This is a genomic window from Winogradskya humida (assembly GCF_016862215.1).
GTDB classification, from domain to species: Bacteria; Actinomycetota; Actinomycetes; order Mycobacteriales; family Micromonosporaceae; genus Actinoplanes; species Actinoplanes humidus.
This window is the reverse complement of sequence record NZ_BOMN01000042.1, coordinates 32,402-49,242: the sequence shown is the minus strand read 5'-3', so window position 1 is coordinate 49,242 and position 16,841 is coordinate 32,402. Positions and strand designations below refer to the sequence as shown.

General features: G+C 69.1%; 19 protein-coding genes. 9 read left to right on the top strand and 10 right to left on the bottom strand.

Going from position 1 to position 16,841, the window contains the following annotated elements; genetic code table 11:
* The coding region (locus tag Ahu01nite_RS19005) for an Lrp/AsnC ligand binding domain-containing protein (RefSeq protein ID WP_203837897.1) at positions 1–230 on the top strand (230 nt) is incomplete at its 5' end.
* Here the strand turns inward: Ahu01nite_RS19005 and Ahu01nite_RS19000 are convergent.
* From Ahu01nite_RS19000 to Ahu01nite_RS18980, 5 genes are all read right to left on the bottom strand, one after another.
* The gene (locus tag Ahu01nite_RS19000; protein ID WP_203837896.1) at positions 165–1,700 is read right to left on the bottom strand and encodes an MFS transporter; all 1,536 of its coding nucleotides are present in this window, start codon (positions 1,698–1,700) and stop codon (positions 165–167) included. The two genes, Ahu01nite_RS19005 and Ahu01nite_RS19000, sit on opposite strands and share 66 nt — an antisense overlap.
* Positions 1,701–1,793: 93 nt before the next feature.
* Positions 1,794–2,531: a 2-phosphosulfolactate phosphatase gene (locus Ahu01nite_RS18995; RefSeq protein ID WP_203837895.1), complete on the bottom strand. Its 738-nt coding sequence runs from the start codon at positions 2,529–2,531 to the stop codon at positions 1,794–1,796.
* Positions 2,528–3,511, bottom strand: a complete 984-nt coding sequence (locus tag Ahu01nite_RS18990; protein ID WP_203837894.1) for a hypothetical protein — start codon at positions 3,509–3,511, stop codon at positions 2,528–2,530. Before Ahu01nite_RS18990 ends, Ahu01nite_RS18995 begins: the two co-directional genes overlap by 4 nt.
* Positions 3,508–3,837: a hypothetical protein gene (locus Ahu01nite_RS18985; RefSeq protein ID WP_203837893.1), complete on the bottom strand. Its 330-nt coding sequence runs from the start codon at positions 3,835–3,837 to the stop codon at positions 3,508–3,510. Before Ahu01nite_RS18985 ends, Ahu01nite_RS18990 begins: the two co-directional genes overlap by 4 nt.
* Before the next feature lie 46 nt (positions 3,838–3,883).
* Positions 3,884–4,330 (bottom strand): hemerythrin domain-containing protein, encoded by a 447-nt coding sequence (locus Ahu01nite_RS18980; protein WP_203837900.1) that lies wholly within the window; start codon positions 4,328–4,330, stop codon positions 3,884–3,886.
* A 272-nt stretch (positions 4,331–4,602) separates the two neighbouring features.
* On the opposite strand from Ahu01nite_RS18980, the gene Ahu01nite_RS18975 reads away from it, so the two are divergent.
* Both Ahu01nite_RS18975 and Ahu01nite_RS18970 read left to right on the top strand, forming a co-directional pair.
* The gene (locus Ahu01nite_RS18975; RefSeq protein ID WP_239158960.1) at positions 4,603–5,049 is read left to right on the top strand and encodes a tetratricopeptide repeat protein; all 447 of its coding nucleotides are present in this window, start codon (positions 4,603–4,605) and stop codon (positions 5,047–5,049) included.
* A gap of 2 nt (positions 5,050–5,051) precedes the next feature.
* Positions 5,052–5,693 carry a hypothetical protein gene (locus Ahu01nite_RS18970; protein ID WP_203837891.1) on the top strand — a complete coding sequence of 214 codons (642 nt, stop codon included), beginning with the start codon at positions 5,052–5,054 and terminating at the stop codon, positions 5,691–5,693.
* Here Ahu01nite_RS18970 and Ahu01nite_RS18965 read toward each other — a convergent pair.
* Genes Ahu01nite_RS18965 through Ahu01nite_RS18955 form a run of 3 tightly spaced genes read right to left on the bottom strand, consistent with a single transcriptional unit; the run spans position 5,678 to position 8,672 of the window.
* The gene (locus Ahu01nite_RS18965) at positions 5,678–6,058 is read right to left on the bottom strand and encodes a RidA family protein (RefSeq protein ID WP_203837890.1); all 381 of its coding nucleotides are present in this window, start codon (positions 6,056–6,058) and stop codon (positions 5,678–5,680) included. The two genes, Ahu01nite_RS18970 and Ahu01nite_RS18965, sit on opposite strands and share 16 nt — an antisense overlap.
* On the bottom strand, positions 6,058–7,269 hold the full coding sequence (locus Ahu01nite_RS18960; protein WP_203837889.1) for an amidohydrolase/deacetylase family metallohydrolase: 1,212 nt from the start codon (positions 7,267–7,269) through the stop codon (positions 6,058–6,060). Before Ahu01nite_RS18960 ends, Ahu01nite_RS18965 begins: the two co-directional genes overlap by 1 nt.
* Positions 7,269–8,672: a transcriptional regulator gene (locus Ahu01nite_RS18955; RefSeq protein ID WP_239158959.1), complete on the bottom strand. Its 1,404-nt coding sequence runs from the start codon at positions 8,670–8,672 to the stop codon at positions 7,269–7,271. Before Ahu01nite_RS18955 ends, Ahu01nite_RS18960 begins: the two co-directional genes overlap by 1 nt.
* Before the next feature lie 89 nt (positions 8,673–8,761).
* Here Ahu01nite_RS18955 and Ahu01nite_RS18950 point away from each other — a divergent pair, with 89 nt between their 5' ends.
* The 5 genes from Ahu01nite_RS18950 to Ahu01nite_RS18930 all read left to right on the top strand — a co-directional run bounded on the left by Ahu01nite_RS18950 (position 8,762) and on the right by Ahu01nite_RS18930 (position 14,376).
* Positions 8,762–9,904 carry an alanine racemase gene (locus Ahu01nite_RS18950; protein WP_203837888.1) on the top strand — a complete coding sequence of 381 codons (1,143 nt, stop codon included), beginning with the start codon at positions 8,762–8,764 and terminating at the stop codon, positions 9,902–9,904.
* Positions 9,905–10,014: 110 nt separating this feature from the next.
* Complete coding sequence (locus Ahu01nite_RS18945) at positions 10,015–11,277, top strand: extracellular solute-binding protein (protein WP_203837887.1); 1,263 nt, start codon at positions 10,015–10,017, stop codon at positions 11,275–11,277.
* A complete protein-coding gene (locus Ahu01nite_RS18940) occupies positions 11,274–12,149 on the top strand; it encodes a carbohydrate ABC transporter permease (RefSeq protein ID WP_239158958.1) in 876 nt (291 codons plus the stop codon). Before Ahu01nite_RS18945 ends, Ahu01nite_RS18940 begins: the two co-directional genes overlap by 4 nt.
* Positions 12,146–12,958: a carbohydrate ABC transporter permease gene (locus Ahu01nite_RS18935; RefSeq protein ID WP_203837886.1), complete on the top strand. Its 813-nt coding sequence runs from the start codon at positions 12,146–12,148 to the stop codon at positions 12,956–12,958. Before Ahu01nite_RS18940 ends, Ahu01nite_RS18935 begins: the two co-directional genes overlap by 4 nt.
* Positions 12,955–14,376, top strand: a complete 1,422-nt coding sequence (locus tag Ahu01nite_RS18930) for a beta-N-acetylhexosaminidase (protein WP_203837885.1) — start codon at positions 12,955–12,957, stop codon at positions 14,374–14,376. Before Ahu01nite_RS18935 ends, Ahu01nite_RS18930 begins: the two co-directional genes overlap by 4 nt.
* Before the next feature lie 17 nt (positions 14,377–14,393).
* Here the strand turns inward: Ahu01nite_RS18930 and Ahu01nite_RS18925 are convergent, their stop codons facing one another.
* Entirely contained in the window at positions 14,394–14,834 is a 441-nt protein-coding gene (locus tag Ahu01nite_RS18925) for a hypothetical protein (protein ID WP_203837884.1), read from the bottom strand.
* 53 nt (positions 14,835–14,887) lie between these two features.
* Positions 14,888–16,096, bottom strand: a complete 1,209-nt coding sequence (locus Ahu01nite_RS18920) for an APC family permease (protein ID WP_203837883.1) — start codon at positions 16,094–16,096, stop codon at positions 14,888–14,890.
* A 113-nt stretch (positions 16,097–16,209) separates the two neighbouring features.
* Between Ahu01nite_RS18920 and Ahu01nite_RS18915 the strand changes: the two genes are divergently transcribed.
* Positions 16,210–16,683 carry an Lrp/AsnC family transcriptional regulator gene (locus Ahu01nite_RS18915; protein ID WP_203837882.1) on the top strand — a complete coding sequence of 158 codons (474 nt, stop codon included), beginning with the start codon at positions 16,210–16,212 and terminating at the stop codon, positions 16,681–16,683.
* Positions 16,684–16,841 lie beyond the last annotated feature (158 nt).

The following is a 16,841-nucleotide window of genomic DNA, read 5'->3' as shown; positions in this document are numbered from 1 at the left end:
CCCGCCTCGCCGATCACCAGCAGCTGGCCTGGGCCGCCGCGGTGACCGGCTCGGCGAACATCGTCGCGGTCGCGCTGAGCACCGACGCCGCCGCGCTGTACGACTACCTGACCACGGAGGTCGCCGCGATCCCCGAGGTGCGCAACTGCGAGACGGTCCCGGTGTTAACGCGCGTCAAGCAGGCTGTCTCGCTCGTCGACAACGGGATTCTCCGCGGCCCGCTTGCGTGACGGAGAAGGGACGAGCACCAGGACGGCGATGCCGCCGATGATGCCCGCGACCGCCGCGACCAGGAAGCCCGCGTCAAGACCGGCGACCGCCGCGGCACGCAGGACGGCGTCGACCGCGGACCGGCCGGCGTCCGGGACAGCCGCGAGGATCTTGCCGGCCTGCCCGGCGGCGAGCCCGTGCGCGGTCCCGGCCGGATCGGCGACACCCTTGTCGGCGAGGTGATCCTGGGTGCGGGACGCGAAGACCGTGCCCAGCACCGCGATGCCGATCGCGAAGCCCAGCTGCCGCGCGGTCGTGATCGCCCCGGCCGCCATGCCGCTGCGCTCCCGGGGCACCGCGGCCATCGCCGAGTCGGCCAGGGTGGGCATGACCAGGCCGACGCCCATGCCGATGACCGCGTAGCCGGCGATCAGGGCGGGCCAGCTCGAGTCCGGGCCGAGCAGCAGCGCGCACAGCGCCGACCCGGCACCGATCAGCAGCATGCCGCCGCCGATGATCAGCCGCGGCGACCGGCCGTGCAGCTTCGACCCGACGATGCCCGACACCACGACCGAGACCAGCGACATCGGCAGCCCGGTCAGCCCGGCCTGGATAGGTGACAGCCCGGTGAGCGACTGCAGCCAGATCGAGGTGTAGGTGAAGGCCGCGAACGCGGCCACGTTGACCAGCAGGGCCGCGATCAGGATGCCGGCCAGGGACCGGTTGCGCAGCAGACCAAGATCCAGCATGGGGTACGCCGACCGCCGCTCGACCAGCACGAAAGCGATCAACGCGAGCCCGCTCAGCACGAGCAGCCCCCACGTCGGGAACGCGGTCCAGCCCTCGTCGTTCGCCCGGATGACGGCGAGCGTGAGCGCAGTAGCCGCGACCGTGAACGTGATGGTGCCGGGCACATCGAAACGGCCCCGGCGCTCACCGTGATCGGGCTTGAGCACGGTCAGCGACAGCACCACCGCGGCGATACTCAGCGGCAGGTTCACCAGGAAGATCCAGCGCCAGTTCAGCCCTTCGGTGAGCAACCCGCCCAGGATCGGGCCGACGGCGGCGGCAGCGCCGGAGACGCCACCCCAGACGCCGTACGCGACCCCGCGCTCCCGCCCCTGATAAGCCCCGTTGAGCAGCGCGAACGTCGTGGTGAACATGGCGGCGGCGCCGATGCCCTGCACCACCCGGGCAGCGATCAGCGTCCCGGGCCCGGTGGACAGCCCGCAGGCGAGCGAGGCCAGCGCGAAGACGACCAGCCCGCCGATGTAGAGCCGCCGGTGCCCGGAGAGGTCCCCGAGCGCCCCGGCGCCGAGCAGCAGCACCGCCAGTGACAGGGCGTAGCCGTCGACGACCCATTGCAGGGCCGTGAACGACGTGTGCAGGTCCAGCGCCATCTGCGGCAGAGCGACATTCACAATGGTGACGTCGATGAGCAGCATGAAGGTGCCGAGGCAAACCGTGATGAGCGGCCACCACTTACGCATGGCATTTCTCCTGACTGTGTGTGACCGCCTCACCATCCCCGACGGATGAGCGGGGCACCAGCCAAGTCGCCTCGCGTGTCGTAATCCGCCAGATCAGGGCGCGGAGGCTACCGAATCCGCCACGTACCAGCCGTCGGTCAGGACCGGGACCACGTCGGCGACACCAGCCTGCGCGGCGACGTCGACGTCCTCGGGAAAACCGTATTCTCGCAGCTCAATACCGCCTCTGCAGGCCCGCATGGCGGTGGTCAGGCCCGATTCGACCTTGTCGTACGCGGCCAGCGCGGCGTCCGCTTCCGGGGACAACTCGAGCGCTCCCCCGCGTACCAGATGATGCAGGAAGGACCCCGCACCCCAGAGGTCCTCGACCGCCGGGCGCAACGACCCGTCCGGCCAGCGTTCCCCCGCAGCGACCACCGCGATGCTCTGACCCTCCCGCAGTCGCTCGCGACTCCACCGCGCAGCCGCAGGCGCGTTACGCAGCGAGACCCCGATGATCGTCGCGTCACTCTCCGCCAGCTGCGCCGAGATCGTCGCACCGTTCGGGGAGGGCAGCACCAGCCGCTCGATCCCCGCGCTGCCCATGATGGTCGCCGGCGAGAGACTGACCACTCCCGGTTCCTTGCGGCCCACCGCCAGGGTCGCGTCATGCCTCCGCGCGAACTCCTCGGCACTGGCATCCCGCCAGGGATAGGGCCGCACGGCGATCCCCCGCTCGACCGCGACGGTCAGCGCCGTGGTGAACGACAACACATCGACCACCGCAACAATGTCCGCCCGCGGTGCCAGCAGCCGGGCACCGGCCGGCCCCCACTCGAAATCGGCTCTCATTCGTCCAATCTTCGCAGCGCGGCCAGCACCTCCGCGTGACGCCCGGCTTGGTAACCCTCCGCAGGCGCCTCGCCGAGAGCCAGCACTCCGTGCGTGATCTCGTAGGTGATCCGGTAAAGCAGCACCTGCGTCGCCGTCTCCCGCCACTCGCCGGAGTGCCCGGCGCTCGGCCGGTGCCCCAGCTCGGTGATCGTGAACCAGGCCGGGAAAAGCGCATGCGTCTCCACCGCGATGTCCACCCGCCGCCGCAGGTGCGCGCTGAGGTCGGCGACAACATCCCCGCCCCGCTGCACCCGGTAGGCCTCGTGCAACTCGGCGTCGCGCCGCAGTCCCGCCTCGGCACGCTCGAGCTCCCCGGACTTCGCAGCCAGCTCGCGCTCGGTCGTGCGGAACTGTCCCCAGTGGAGCCTGTAGGCAGCCGCAGCCTTACGGAAGGCACGACTCCTGACCGTCGCGCCGGCAAGCAGACGGCTGGCCTCGAACGCGCGCGCCCGGCTCTCCGCCGCCCGCCGCTCCCCCTCCGTGTACGCCGTCAGCACAGCCTCGAGCTCACCCCGCCCCGCGTCGTCCAGCATCGCGGCCTTGAGCTGCTCGGCGGCCCGCACCTGGGCAACGAGCCGGGCCAGCTCGTCCGGAACGACGTCCAGGTCGACGGGCTGCACCCCCTGCTCCAGCCGCAGCCGGCCCTCCAGCAGATGAACCTCACCCGCCAGCCGCGCGATGGCCTGCCGCGCACCCTTCAGCTCACCATCGGTCTGCCGGCGGATCTCGTCGTACGCGTCGACGATCTGGGCCAGCTGGGCATCCCGCGCGTCAACCCTGCCGACCAGATCCTGGTAACGGGTCTCGGCGGTCTCGGCGGCCTGCTTGTGCTCCTGATCGAGCTGGCGGCGCATCGTGTTCATCTTGCGCTGGAACTCGTTGCGCAGGGCGTCACTCACCCGGAGCAGGTCGGCCGGGGTGTCAGTGCTGCTGGTCATCGACCCCTCCGCTTTCTTTTGGGCATAGCCGTGAGCCACAGTCCGACGGCCGCGGCGAGGATGACCGCCGCGGCGACGAGACCGGGCGACGCCAGCACCCGGACAACGACCAGCAATGCGACGACCAGGGCGACCAGCACCAGGATGAGCGCCGCCAGCCGCCGGAACCGGGCCGCCCGCGAAGCCGCCTCGTCCAGCACGACCATCAGCTCGTTGGTGGCGTCGAACACCCGCCCCTCATCACCGTTTCCCTGCCCCAGAAGCTCATGCCGGGAGACCAGCTCCCGATGCCGTTTCCCGATCCTGTCCCGCAGATCAGCGCCCAACGCCCACCATCCAAGTAACGCAAAGCGACATTCACCGCACTGAGTGCTACAGAAACTCTACGGCCTCGGTGAGAGGGGTCAATCCCACGGAAGGGTCCAGCGCATTGAGCACCCCTGCCAACCGTTTCTCCTCCCCGATGAAGTGCGTCTCCAGCACCGCGGCAAGCCCATCCAGCTCCTGCCCCAGCTTTACGGAATCCCCCACCAGGTCGTTCAACCGCCCCAGAATGGAGGCGATCACCACATGGTCACGCTCAAGCTCGTCCAGAAAGGACCGCAGCTCGGGATGCCGGCCCGCCAGCACCGGGAAAACCTCGCGGTCCTCATCCACATGATGCCTGGTCACCGCGGTGCAGAAGGAAAGACAGAACACCGCGAGCTCATCGTCGGGCACCACCCCGTCGCGCAGATCCGCGAGCATTTCACGCAAGCTGAGATGCACTTCCACAAGCTGATTCCCGTACGCGAGAAAGCGCGCGTACTCCCCTGACATCTCCAAGGAAATCCCCTTGGCCCCACGCCTCCATGCCCACGGCGGCCTCCGAACCGGGCGCACTGCGACGCTCCCGCCATCCGACCAGCAAACAACGGCGACCGTCAACCCGAACCCCACTCACGGGTGATGCTCGCTTTCCGGTGGCCGGTTACTCAGAGGCGTTCCGCCGGGCGTCGTGGGAGGGTGGGGGGATGATCACTACGGAGTGGGAAGAGCGGGTGACCGCGGCTTGGGCCTCGATGGAGGAGCGGTCTGAGGCGGAGTTTCTGATGCTGATCGAGGAGCTGGTGAAGGAGCTTGATCCGGAACATCCGGTGGGGCTGTTCGAGCGGGCGTGTTCGCTCGACTCGACCGGGCACAGTGATCTCGCGGTTCCGCTCTATACGCAGGCGATCGAGCTGGGGCTGACCGGGTATAGGCGGCGGCGGGCTTCGATTCAGTTGGCTAGTTCGCTGCGGAATGTCGGTGACCTGCAGCGGAGTGTTGCCATTCTGGAGGCGGAGCGGGAGCTGCCCGCGGATGAGCTCTCCGACGCGGTGGCCGCGGTGCTGGCGTTGGTGCTGACCGATGCGGGGCGGGAGCGGGAGGCCGTGTCGATTGCCGTGGGGGCTTTGGCTCCGCATCTGCCGCGGTATCAGCGGTCGATGGCGAACTATGCGCGGTTGCTGGTGGAGCCTGATCCCGCCGCTGATCCTGAGGCTGATGTGCGGTCCTGATCGTGAGTTTCAGCGCGTACGCCAGGCATGTGAGGGATCCGGGCCTGCCGTTTCGGCATCGGGTTTCGGCGTTGCGGTCGTGTGTGCAGATCTACCATCCGATCGGGTTCCATGCGTCGCTGGGGTTTCTGGAGGAGTTGGCCGGGGCGTTTCAGCGGGACGAGGCCGCACTGCTCCGGGCGCTCGAGGTGCTGTCGGCGAGCCGGGCCGGGTGGCAGGCCGAGATTCGGCGGTACAGCGAGCGGCGGCGGGTGGAGAAGCGGCTCGGGCGGCGGGCGCCGCGGGCCGGGGAGTTGAATCCGAACGGGCGGCCGCCGGTGTGGTTCGGCGCGGAGCTGCGGGCTGAGCTGTACTCGCTGGCCTATCGGCGGCGGGAGACGGGCCGCGAGCGGGCGGAGGTGTGGAGCGACCCGGACGTACGGGAACTCGACGCCGCCCTGGCCGCCTGCTTGACGGCGGGCTCATCGGGTGCGGCGGCCGAAGCGGCGGCGGGCGGGGCCGCGGTAGGGGGAGACGAGCAGCGCCGGGCCCTGGTTGATGCGCTGGAGAGACTGCAGCGCCGCGTTGGCCAGGACCCGGACTTGGCTCATTTCTGTCGCGACCTGATGTGGATCGCGCGGCTGGTGGTTCAGGCCCCGGTGTAGAGGACGGCGTCGATTTCGATGTCGAAGCCGACGAGGGCGACCGGCAGCGTTGTGCGTACGGGGAGATTGTCGCCCTTGATGTATTCGGGGTAGATCTTGTTGAGTTCGGGGAAGTCGGCGAAGTCGCGCAGGTAGACGCCGATGCGGACGGCGTCGTCGAGGCTGGCGCCCGCGGCCTCGGCGGTTGCGGCCAGGTTTTTGAAGGCGGCGTGGGCCTGGTCGGCGAAGGAGCCGGTGACGCGGGTGCCGTCGGGGAGGGCGGGGATCGCGCCGGCCAGGTAGATGGTGTCGCCGGCGATGACGGCGTGGGAGTACGGGCCGCCGGCGGGGGCGGCCTTGTCGGTGATGATGGCGCGCTTCGGCATCAGGAACTCCTCGGGAATTGTTCGGCCAGGTCCTCGGCGCCCACCAGGGGGGCCGAGAGCAGGGTGCGGATGTCATTGTCGCGGCGGGTCAGGGCGGCGCGCTGGGCTTCGGTGAGCGGGATCCATGACGGTGGCGGAGCCGGCAGGCGCGGAGGCAGCAAGGTGCCACCGACGTACGTAGCCTCGTTGATCAGCCGCAGCGGGGCGTGACGGACCTGACGGTGGGCGTCGACAACCTCGAACGAGCCCTCTTCCACGCGGAAGACGGCCAGGTCCGCGGGGGCGCCGACCTCGATGACGCCGCCGGGCAGCCCTAGGGCGCGGGCCGGGTGGACCGTGGCCGCGTCGATCGCGTCGGGCAGGGGCAGGCCGACGGCGATGAGCTTCATGATCGTGGTGGGTAGGTCAAAAACCGGGCCGTGCAGCGAGCGTGCGTGGAGATCGGTCGAGATTGTGTACGCCCGGAGCCCCGCCCCCAGCTGCCCCTCCGCCACGTCGAACGCGAACCCGCCCGACCCGTGACCGATGTCGAACAGCACCCCGCGCCCGTAAGCTTCGGATGCGGCATCCCCGAGCGGCGCGGCGATGCCTGAAGCGCAATGCGTCACGATGTCGCCGGGCCGCAGCAGCTCCAGAACCGCCGACACTGCGGGCGGGGCGGCACCGATGTGGACCATGACCGGCACATCGCAGGCCGACGCGGCGGCCAGGCCCCGGCGCAGGGGTTCGACGCCGTTGTCGCCGACGGTTTCGCGGTCGATGCGCACCTTCACGCCGTGGATCAGGTCGCGGTTGGCCTGGATCGTGTCGATGGCCAGCGCGACATCGCAATTGGCCAGGTCGCGGCTCTCCCCGGTGCGCCCGGCGAGCCCGACGGCGGAGATGTTGAGCAGCGCGGGCACCCGGACGGCCGCGGCATCGGCGACCCTGCGCAGCCCGGAGAGGGTGTACGCCCCGGCGGATCCGGCGTCGACCCAGGTGGTGACGCCGGTGTACCAGGCGATGGGGTCCGGGTCGATCCCCCAGTAGCCGGGCCCGACGTGGGTGTGCAGGTCGACCAGGCCGGGCGTGATCACCAGGCCGGACAGATCGGACGAAACTTGGCCGGACAGGCCGGGGCCGATGGAGGCAATATGTCCGCTATGGACAGCAAGGTCGGTGACACCATGACCGTGAACGGTGCCACCCCGCAGAACCAGGTCGTAGATCATCAGACCGGATCCAGGGCTGCGCTGATGGCCGGGCCCAGGGCAGAGGTGACGGCTGGGTCGAGGGCCGCGGTTACGGCCGGGTCCGGGGCGTCGGTGATGGCCGTATCGAGGGCGGCGGTGATGGCGAGGCGGTAGAGCCGGGTCGGGCGGCCCTTGCGGTGGACCTGTGAGCTGCCGTCGTCGATCGCGAGCCGCGACCCGCTGAGTTTGCGGATCAGCCGGCGCCCGCTCGGGTCGGTGATGCCCAGCGAGCGGGCGAGGTCGCCGGGTGAGACCGGGCGTCCGCCGAGGCTGCGTTCGATCGCCGCGAGCCGGGACAGGGTGGCCGGGCTCAGCCCGACCCGGGCGGCGAGGGCCTCGATGCCGCCGTGCTCGCGGTAGGTGTAGGTGAGCGGCACCCCCGAGGCACCCATCGGGCCGATCATCATGCCGTTGTCGGAGATCAGGTACGCGCCCGGATCGGCGTCCTGCTCGGCACGTGCGGCGGCCCGCTCGGCGAGGGCGACGCAGACCCGGGCGGAGTCCCCGATGCCGAAGCCGGCCACCGCCCGGATGCCGAGGGAGTCCCGGATCTCGGCGAGGACGGGCAGGCCGACCCATTGATGGGTGATCGCCTCGAACAGGGCCGCGTGGGCGAACACGACGACCCCACGACGCCCCCGGTTGTCTATCCACGCGTCGGCGAACTCGGGCGTGTTCATCAGCAGGTGCTGCAACCCGACCCGCGACCGGTCCAGGTCCGAGCCGTCCTCAGGCTTGACGAACGGGGACGCGACCAGGAAGACACCGGCGGCGAAGCGCTGACCGTCGGCCTTCTTGTTGCGTACGCGCAGAGCCAGCTCGTGCAGATCCGCCCGGATGGTCCCCGGCGTCGCCAGCGCGTTCAGGACAGCCACCTGCCCGTCCAGCGCAGCGGCCACCCCGGTGCGCACACTGATCACATAGGACGCCCCGGTGGCGGCCACGCGGTCCCGGTGGAACGCGACGACATCGGCGATCGACTGCGACGGGTCGAACGGCTGGCAGGCGATCAGCGACCGGTCCAGGTCGAGCGCGGTGGCGACCTCGTCGACGGTCTCCTGGGTGAACGTGTCGATGCTGACCGGCGTCGCGGGCCAGCCGTTGCCGCGGGCCCGGGACCAGGCGAGGGCCAGGTCGAGCGCCGCCGAGCGGGTCACCGTGACGGGCAGGGCGGGCGGGAGCAGGTCGCGGCTCCGGGCGTACGGAACCAGGCCCAGCAGGAGCCCGTCCAGGGTCTGGTCGCGCAGCAGAGCGGCCACCCGGTCGCGGATCTCGTCCTCGCGCTCGTAGACCGCCCACGCGAACGTCACTCCGGTGAGGGTGCGCGCGGCCTCGGCGAACCGGGCACGATGGCCGGCATGGCACACCAGGCCGATCACCATCAACGCTCCCAACGTTCGTAAGTGGTTCGTAGTAGCTTCCACACAATGCGCGAAGTCAGTCTGACGGTCAACCCTGAGGAGTGCGGACCATGATCCCCGACGAAATCATCGACTGGCGTACCAAGGGCTTCTGGATGCCGGAAGGCCAGGTCAAGGCGAGTGAGTTCGCCGCGGCAAGGCACAACCTCTTCGACGGTACGTTCACCTGGCCGTTGCTCGTCGTGCGGGACTCCGCCGTGCGCGCGAACATCGCGACGATGGCGGCCTACGCCCAGCGGCACGGCTTCTCGTTCGCCCCGCACGCCAAGACGTCGATGGCGCCGAGCCTGCTCGAAGCCCAGCTCAACGCGGGTGCATGGGCGCAGACCGCGGCGACCGCGAGCCAGGCGCTGGTGCTGCGCAAGCTCGGCGTACCCAGAGTGATCATTGCCAACGAGGTGCTCGACCCGACCGCGCTGCGCTGGCTGTCGCAGGAGTCGAAGGCGGGCTGGGACGTGTTCGTGCAGGTCGACTCGGTGACCGGGGTCGAACGCGTCGCGGCGGCCGGCGGGTTGAAGGTCCTGGTCGAGCTCGGTCACCACGGCGGGCGCACGGGCTGTCGTACCGTCGAAGAGGTGGTGGGGGTCGCCCGGGCAGGTGCGAATGTCGTCGGGGTGACCGCTTACGAGGGGGCACTGAAGACGGCGGCCGAGGTCGACGAATTCCTGGCCACACAAATCGAGGCGCTGCGGGCGATCGCCGGTCTACTGCCCGGGGAAGTCATTATTTCCGCAGGTGGCAGCGCCTGGTTCGACCGTGTGATCAAGGCCTTCGAGGGGCTCGAGATCGAGGGGCACACCGTGCGGACGGTGCTGCGCAGCGGCGCGTCGGTCACCCACGACGAGGGCTTCTACCAGGACCGTACGCCGTTCAACCGGGTCGCCGCCGAGGGTTCGCTGACCGCGGCGCTGGAGATCTACGCGCAGGTGCTGTCCACTCCGGAGCCGGGGCTCGCGATCGTCGGCATGGGCAAGCGCGACGCACCGTTCGACGAGGGCCTGCCGACGACCACCGCAGGCGAGGTCTTCAAGATGAACGACCACCACACCTATGTACGCAGTGACTCGCTGAACATTGGTGACCTGGTGCGTTTCGGCCTGTCACACCCGTGCACGGCGTTCGACAAGTGGCGCTTCATCCCGGTCGCCGACGATTCCGATGTGGTCGTGGATGTCCTGCATACGTACTTCTGATATCCAGATTTAACGATCTCGAAGGGTTGACGGGCGGAGGCCGCAGCCGCACTCTGAGGGGCACCCAAGCAACGAACCACTTACGAACATAGTTCGTCTGGAGTGCCCCCATGAAGCTGCGCCTGGCGACGGCCGCCGCCCTCGCCCTCACGCTGACCGCGTGCGCCCCCTCGACGTCCACACCCCGCACCGCGCCGTCCGACGGCGGCGCGCGCACCGGCACGCTCAAGGTCTGGCTCTTCGACGAGCCGAACCGCGCCCCCAAGGAGAAGGTCGTCAACGAGGCGGTCGCCGAGTTCACCGCGGCCCACCAGGACACCAAGGTCGACATCGCGTACATCGCGGTCGACACCCGCAGCGAACGCTTCAAGGGCGCGTTCAACGACCCGGCCAGCGCCCCCGACGTCGTTGAATACGGCAACACGGATCTCCCTGAGTACGCCGCCGCGGGCGGGCTCGCCGACGTCGGCCCGGCCGTCACCGCGTGGTCCGAGGGCGCGGATCTCAGCCCCGACGCCAAATCCAGCGCGACCTACGAGGGCACCCTGCTCGGCGTCCCCTGGTACGTCGGCGTGCGCGCGCTCTACTACCGCACCGACATCTTCCAGGAGCTCGGGCTCAAGGTGCCGACCAGCATCGCCGAGCTGACCACGGCGGCGCGCACGGTGCGGGCGAAGAAGCCGGAGCTGTTCGGGGTGGCGGTCGGGGGCAAGTACACGTACGCCGCGATGCCGTTCGTGTGGGACGCCGGCGGGGACATCACGTCGCTGAACTCCGCGCAGTCGCGGGCGGGGCTCAAGGCGTACACGGATCTGATCGCTGACAACAACTGCCCGCCGCAGCAGTGCGCGGACCTGACCGGCGGAAAGACAGTTGATCTGTTTGCGAGCGGCAAAGCCGCGATGGGCATCCTGGGTAACTTCAACCGCGCGGCCGTCGACGCCGGGGCGGCCAAGGGCAAGTACGCCGTCGTCCCGCTGCCCGGCAGCAAGCCCGGCTCGATCGCACCCGCGTTCGCCGGCGGCAACAACCTGGGCATCATGAAGAACAGCCAGCGGCCCGCTCTCGCCGCGGACTTCCTCACCCTGCTCGCGGGCAAGAAATACCAGTCCGAGATGTACGACGCCATGGGCAACCTGCCGACCCTGAAGTCCGCGAGCGCCGTGGTCGCCGCGAAGGACAAGTTCGTCGAGCCCTTCATCACCACCATCTCGAACGGCACGAAGTTCGTCCCGCTCGACCCGGGCTGGGGCAAGATCGACGCCTCCGCCGTGCTGCCCACGATGATCGAGAAGGTCGCCACCGGGAAGTCCACCGTCGAGCAGGCCACCGACGAGGCGGCCAAGCAGGTCGACGCGGCCCTCACGAAGTGAAGCAACGCTTCACACCGCTCTGGCTGCTGCTGCCCGCGGCGGTCGTACTCGGCGGGCTGTTCCTCTACCCGATGTACCAGCTCGGGCTCATCTCCGTGCTCGACTTCCGGCAGGCGCAGGTCAGCGGCGGGCAGCCGACCCGCTTCGTGGGCCTGGACAACTACGTCCAGCTCTTCACCGACCCGCAGTTCTGGTCGGTGCTGCTGGCAACGGTCGGCTTCGCGGCAGCCTGCGTCGTGGCGACCCTCGCCGTCGGCGCCGGCCTCGCGGTGCTGCTCACCCGGATCAGCCGGGTGCCGCGGCTGCTGCTGTCGCTGGCCGCCATGGCGGCGTGGGCCGTCCCGGCGGTCAGCGGCTCCACGGTCTGGCTGTTCCTGTTCGACACCGACCTCGGCTTCGTCAACCAGCTGCTCGGCACGGAGGGCTTCAACTGGATGTACGACCGCTACTCCGCGTTCGCCCTGGTCGGCGCCGTGGTCGTCTGGTCGTCGTTCCCCTTCGTGATGGTCACGCTCTACGCCGGTATCGAGGCGATCTCCCGATCGGTGCTGGAGGCGGCGGCGCTCGACGGCGCCTCCACCTGGCGTACGTTCTGGCAGATCATGGTCCCGATGCTGCGACCGGTCCTCGCCGTCGTCGTCATCCAGTCGATCATCTGGGACTTCAAGATCTTCACCCAGATCTACGTGATGACCCGCGGCGGCGGCCTGGCCGGCCAGAACCTCACCCTCAACGTGTACGCCTACCAGCAGGCCTTCGCGTCCAGCGAGTACGGCCTCGGCTCCGCGATCGGCGTCGTGATGATGCTGATCCTGCTCGCCGTGACGGTGCTCTACCTCAGAACGCTGCGCCGGTCGGGAGAACCGCTGTGAGACGTGTACTGGACGCCTTCGCGGTCCTCGTCGCCGCCGTCGTCATCTTCCCCATCTACTGGATGGTGCTCGCCGCGATCAAACCGGCCGGGGAGATCCAGTCCCTGCACCAGCGCCCGTGGACCCTCTCGCCGTCGCTCGACGCGTTCCGCCGGGTCCTGGCCGTCAACGATTTCGGCCGCTACCTGCTCAACAGCCTGATCGTCGCGCTGGTCGTGGTGGTGATCTCCGGCCTGATCGCGTTCCTAGCCGCGGTCGCGCTGACCCGGTTCCACTTCCGCTTCCGCACCACGATCCTGGTGGTCTTCCTGATCGCCCAGATGGTCCCGGTCGAGGCCCTGACCATCCCGCTCTTCTTCCTGGTACGCGACCTGGGCGCCCTCAACACCCTCGGTTCCCTGATGCTGGTGCACACCGCGTTCACGTTGCCGTTCGCCATCTGGATGCTGCGCGGCTTCGTCGCGGCGGTCCCGGACGAACTCGACGAGGCCGCCCAGCTCGACGGCGCGTCCCGGCTCACCGTGCTCTGGCGCATCCTGTTCCCGCTGATCGCACCCGGGCTCGCCGCCACCAGCGTGTTCTCGTTCATCCACGCGTGGGACGATTTCCTGTTCGCGCGTACCTTCATCATCAGCGCGACCGACCGGCAGACCCTGCCGATGGCCCTGCTGGTCTTCTTCAAACCCGACGAGAACGACTGGGGAGCCATCATGGCGGCCTCCACCCTGATGACCGTGCCGGTCCTGATCTTCTTCCTGCTGGTACGCCGCCGCCTGGTGTCCGGCCTCGGCGGGGCGGTGAAGGATTGATCCCCCGGCCGGTCTCTGTCTCCCTCTCCGGCGACGTCCTGCTTACTGACGGTTCCTTGATTCAACGGCTGGATCCTTCTTTACCGGCTGACGGTTACATTTTGGACATTTCAGGTTCCGGCATCGACCTCGCGGGCGGCTCTCCCTCGGGGATCTTCTACGGAACCCAGACACTGCGGCAGCTGATGCCCGCGGCGGCCTTGCGCTCCGGTGCTGCCGGGCCGTGGGAGGTGCCGTGCGGCCGGATCGCCGACTCGCCACGCTACGAGTGGCGCGGGGTGATGCTCGACGTCGCGCGGCACTACATGCCGGTCGCCGACGTGCTGCGCTTCATCGACCTCGCCGCGTTCCACAAACTGAACGTCCTGCACCTGCACCTGACCGACGACCAGGGCTGGCGCATGGAGGTGCCCGGCTGGCCACGCCTGACCACGGTGGGATCCTGGCGCACGTCGACGATGCTGGGCTCCCGCCAGCACGCACTGTTCGACGGCCGGCCGCACGGGGGTTACTACACCGCCGACGACCTACGCGAAATCGTCGCCTTCGCCGCTTCCCGCCACGTCACCGTGGTGCCCGAGGTGGACATGCCCGGTCACATGCAGGCGGCCATCGCGGCGTACCCCTCGCTGGGTAATGGTTTTGAAGGCCCGGTCCGCACCTCCTGGGGCATCTCGTCCCACGTCCTCAACATGGCGCCGGCGACGCTCGACTTCTGCCGCGCGGTCCTGGACCACCTCTGCGACATCTTCCCGTCGCCACTGATCGGCATCGGCGGCGACGAGTGCCCGGTGGAGGAATGGGGCGGTGACAAAACGGTCCAGCCCCGGTTCACCGCCCAGATGGCCGCCCATCTGGCGGGGCGCGGCCGGCGCGTTTTCGGCTGGGACGAGATCCTGGCCGGTGGCGCCCCTCCCGACGCGGTGATCGCCGCTTGGCGCGGGCCTTTCCCCACTGCGGCGGCGGTGGCGGGCGGCTTTCAGGTCGTGGCCTGTCCCGATATTTCCACCTATTTGGACTACCGCCAGTCCGACGATCCCCTCGAACCCACCCCGGTCGGCACCCAGCTCACCCTCGCCGACGTCTACGCCTTCACCCCCGGCGTCGACTCCGACCTCGTCCTCGGCGGCCAGGCCAACATCTGGACCGAACACATGGAATCCGCCCGCCGCGTCGACTACATGGCCTACCCCCGCCTCTGCGCCTTCGCCGAAGCAGTCTGGGGCCCGGTGACCTTCGAGGACTTCTCCACCCGCCTCGACCCGCACCTCACCCGCCTGGACGCCCTCGGCGTCAACTACCGCCCCCTGACCGGCCCCCGCCCCTGGGACGCCCGCCCCGACGCTCCAGGCAACCCCCGCACCCTCCCCGACCGCCTCACCGAACTGGCCGAGATGACCGCCGACCTCCGCGCGTAGCGTGCGACCGCCCCCCATCACGACGACGCTGGTGACAGTGATGTGGTGGTGTCGAGGGGGACGGGGTCCCCCGGGTGCGGGGTTCTGGTTCCCAGCGCGAGATACCACAGACCATCGATCTGACTGAGCCCTATATTGGTGTCGATCTTGCGACCACCTGGTGTGAGTGCCGTGATTCGTGCGACGGGACCACTGGGGAAAGCCTCGGCGTACCACTCGACTCGGACGTTGCTCCACGGAACACCGCCGGCCTCGGCGATCTTCACGTCGATGTCGCTGGTGTCATCGAGGCGCGGATTGTGAAGTTCGACGAGGCGCTCCCTGTTGCCGGCCTGCAGCGCCGACACGTACTCGGCCACAATGTCATCCCGGGACATGCCCTTGGTCGGGGACGACTGGCAGCCACCTGCGGTCATGGCGGTTATGACCAGCGCCAACACGACGCCAATTGCCTTCACCCGACAAGCATGACCGTTTCACCGGTCGCAGAGGCACAGAACCGCCGTCCTCCCTACGGCGTCAGCCGGGTGGCCGCGTCGACCGATTCTGCGACCGGCACCTCATTGCTCAGCGCGGACATCGGCCTCAGCGGCAGGGCAAAGGCGGCAACTGTCACGAGCAACGCAGGCACCACCGCGTACCCGCCGAAGCTCAGCACAACCGTGACCGCTACGGCGACGACGGCCGCTACCGGGCGGGTCAAGCCCGGCAGCGAGCGGATCGCGGAGAGCATGCAGAGCAGATAGACCAGCAGGAAGCAGGCTGTGGGTACGGTTACCGCGACCGTGGTCGAGATGGTGCCCGTGCCGAGCAGGGTGAGCAAGGCTGCTTCGGTGACCAGGATGGCAATGGTGAAACGGTTGGGGCGGGCGACCATCTGCATCCCGCCGGTCAGGTAGGCGTTGACCGTGCCCAGGGTGAGGATCACCGCGCTGACTGCGGCGACGGCCGGGCCCGCTGCGCCGATGCCGAGTTCCAGCAGGGCGGCGATCGGGGTGGCTGTGCCGGCGGTGTCGCCCAGGGCGGCCACTGTCACATACGCCAGCGCCAGGTAGATGGTTGTGGTGATGGCGAAGGCCACGGCGATGACGCGGGGCAGGTCGCGGCGGGGGTTCGTGAAACGGCCGGTCAGCGAGGCGATTGCCTCCCAGCCGACGAACGAGAACATCAGGACCGTGGCGGCCGGGCCGATCGAGGACCAGCCGTGTGGGGTGAACGGGGTCCAGTTGGCGGCTCGGGAGTGGGGTGCCGCTCCGGCCACAGCGAGCAGGATGACCGCCAGCAGCAGTCCGACGAGGACGAGTTGCATCGTGGTGGAGGTCCGCACGCCGTGCCGGGTCACCGCGAGGACGACCAGGAGCAGCACCGCCGAGGCGATGGCGGTGGTGATGCGGGTGCCGCCGAGGTAGCCGGCGCCCATGTAGCAGGCCAGGGGCGCGCCGGTGGTGATGCCGGCGAGGAAGAGCCAGCGGACGGCTCGCGCGGCGCGGTCGCCGAGGCCGAGGCGGGCGTATTCGGCGACGCCGCCGGCGGAGGGGCGGGTGACACCCAGGGTGGCGAAGACGATGGCGATGAGGCCGGAGAGTAGCAGCAGGCCGATCCAGGCGATGATCGACGCGGGGCCGGCCTGGGCCGCGGCGAGGCCGGGAAGGACCAGCAGGCCCGGGCCGAGCAGGGCGCCGACGTAGAGGGCGACGCCCCGTGAGGCGGTGATTGACATGGTTCAAGCGTGGCAAAAACAGCGCCGCACACGATGGCAAATGTGGTCCCCGCGAAGGGCTCTAGCGCAACTTCAGCTCGCCATTTGCCGATGATTTCGCATAAAGTTGTTCGATGGACGACACCGACATCGCGATCCTGGAATGTTTGCAGGACGACGGGCGCATCTCCAACCTCGATCTGGCCGCCCGGGTCAGCCTCTCCCCCTCGGCCTGCCTGCGCCGGCTGCGCGCGCTGGAGGAGACCGGGATCATCGCGGGCTACCGCACCGAACTCGACCGGGAACGCCTCGGCCTCGACCTGACCATTTTCATCGAGCTCAAGGTCGAACGGCACTCCCAGAAGAACTCGCAAAAGGTGGAGGCGGCCCTTATCGCCATCCCCGCCGTGGTCGCCTGCCACATCATCTCGGGCAACGCCGACTTCCTGGTCGAGGTCGCCGCACCCTCGCTGGCAGCCTACGAGCGCATCCTGATCGACCAGATCCTGATCATCGACACCATTGTGGACGCCCGCAGCACCTTCGCCATCCGCACGGTCAAGAGCCGCGGCCCCCTCCCCCTGGACCACCTCTCCAAGCCGATCTGACCCGCCAGCGTGTGACTCCCTCATCTCTCAGCGTCACCTCACCGCGAGCGGCTCGAACAAGTTCGATTGAGCGGGTCTCAACGCTGCATAAGTTGTGCGGTCCTCAGGTTCGGCACAACATCGCGTTTTGCGAGGAGATAGTTTTCTTTTCCCAGCGT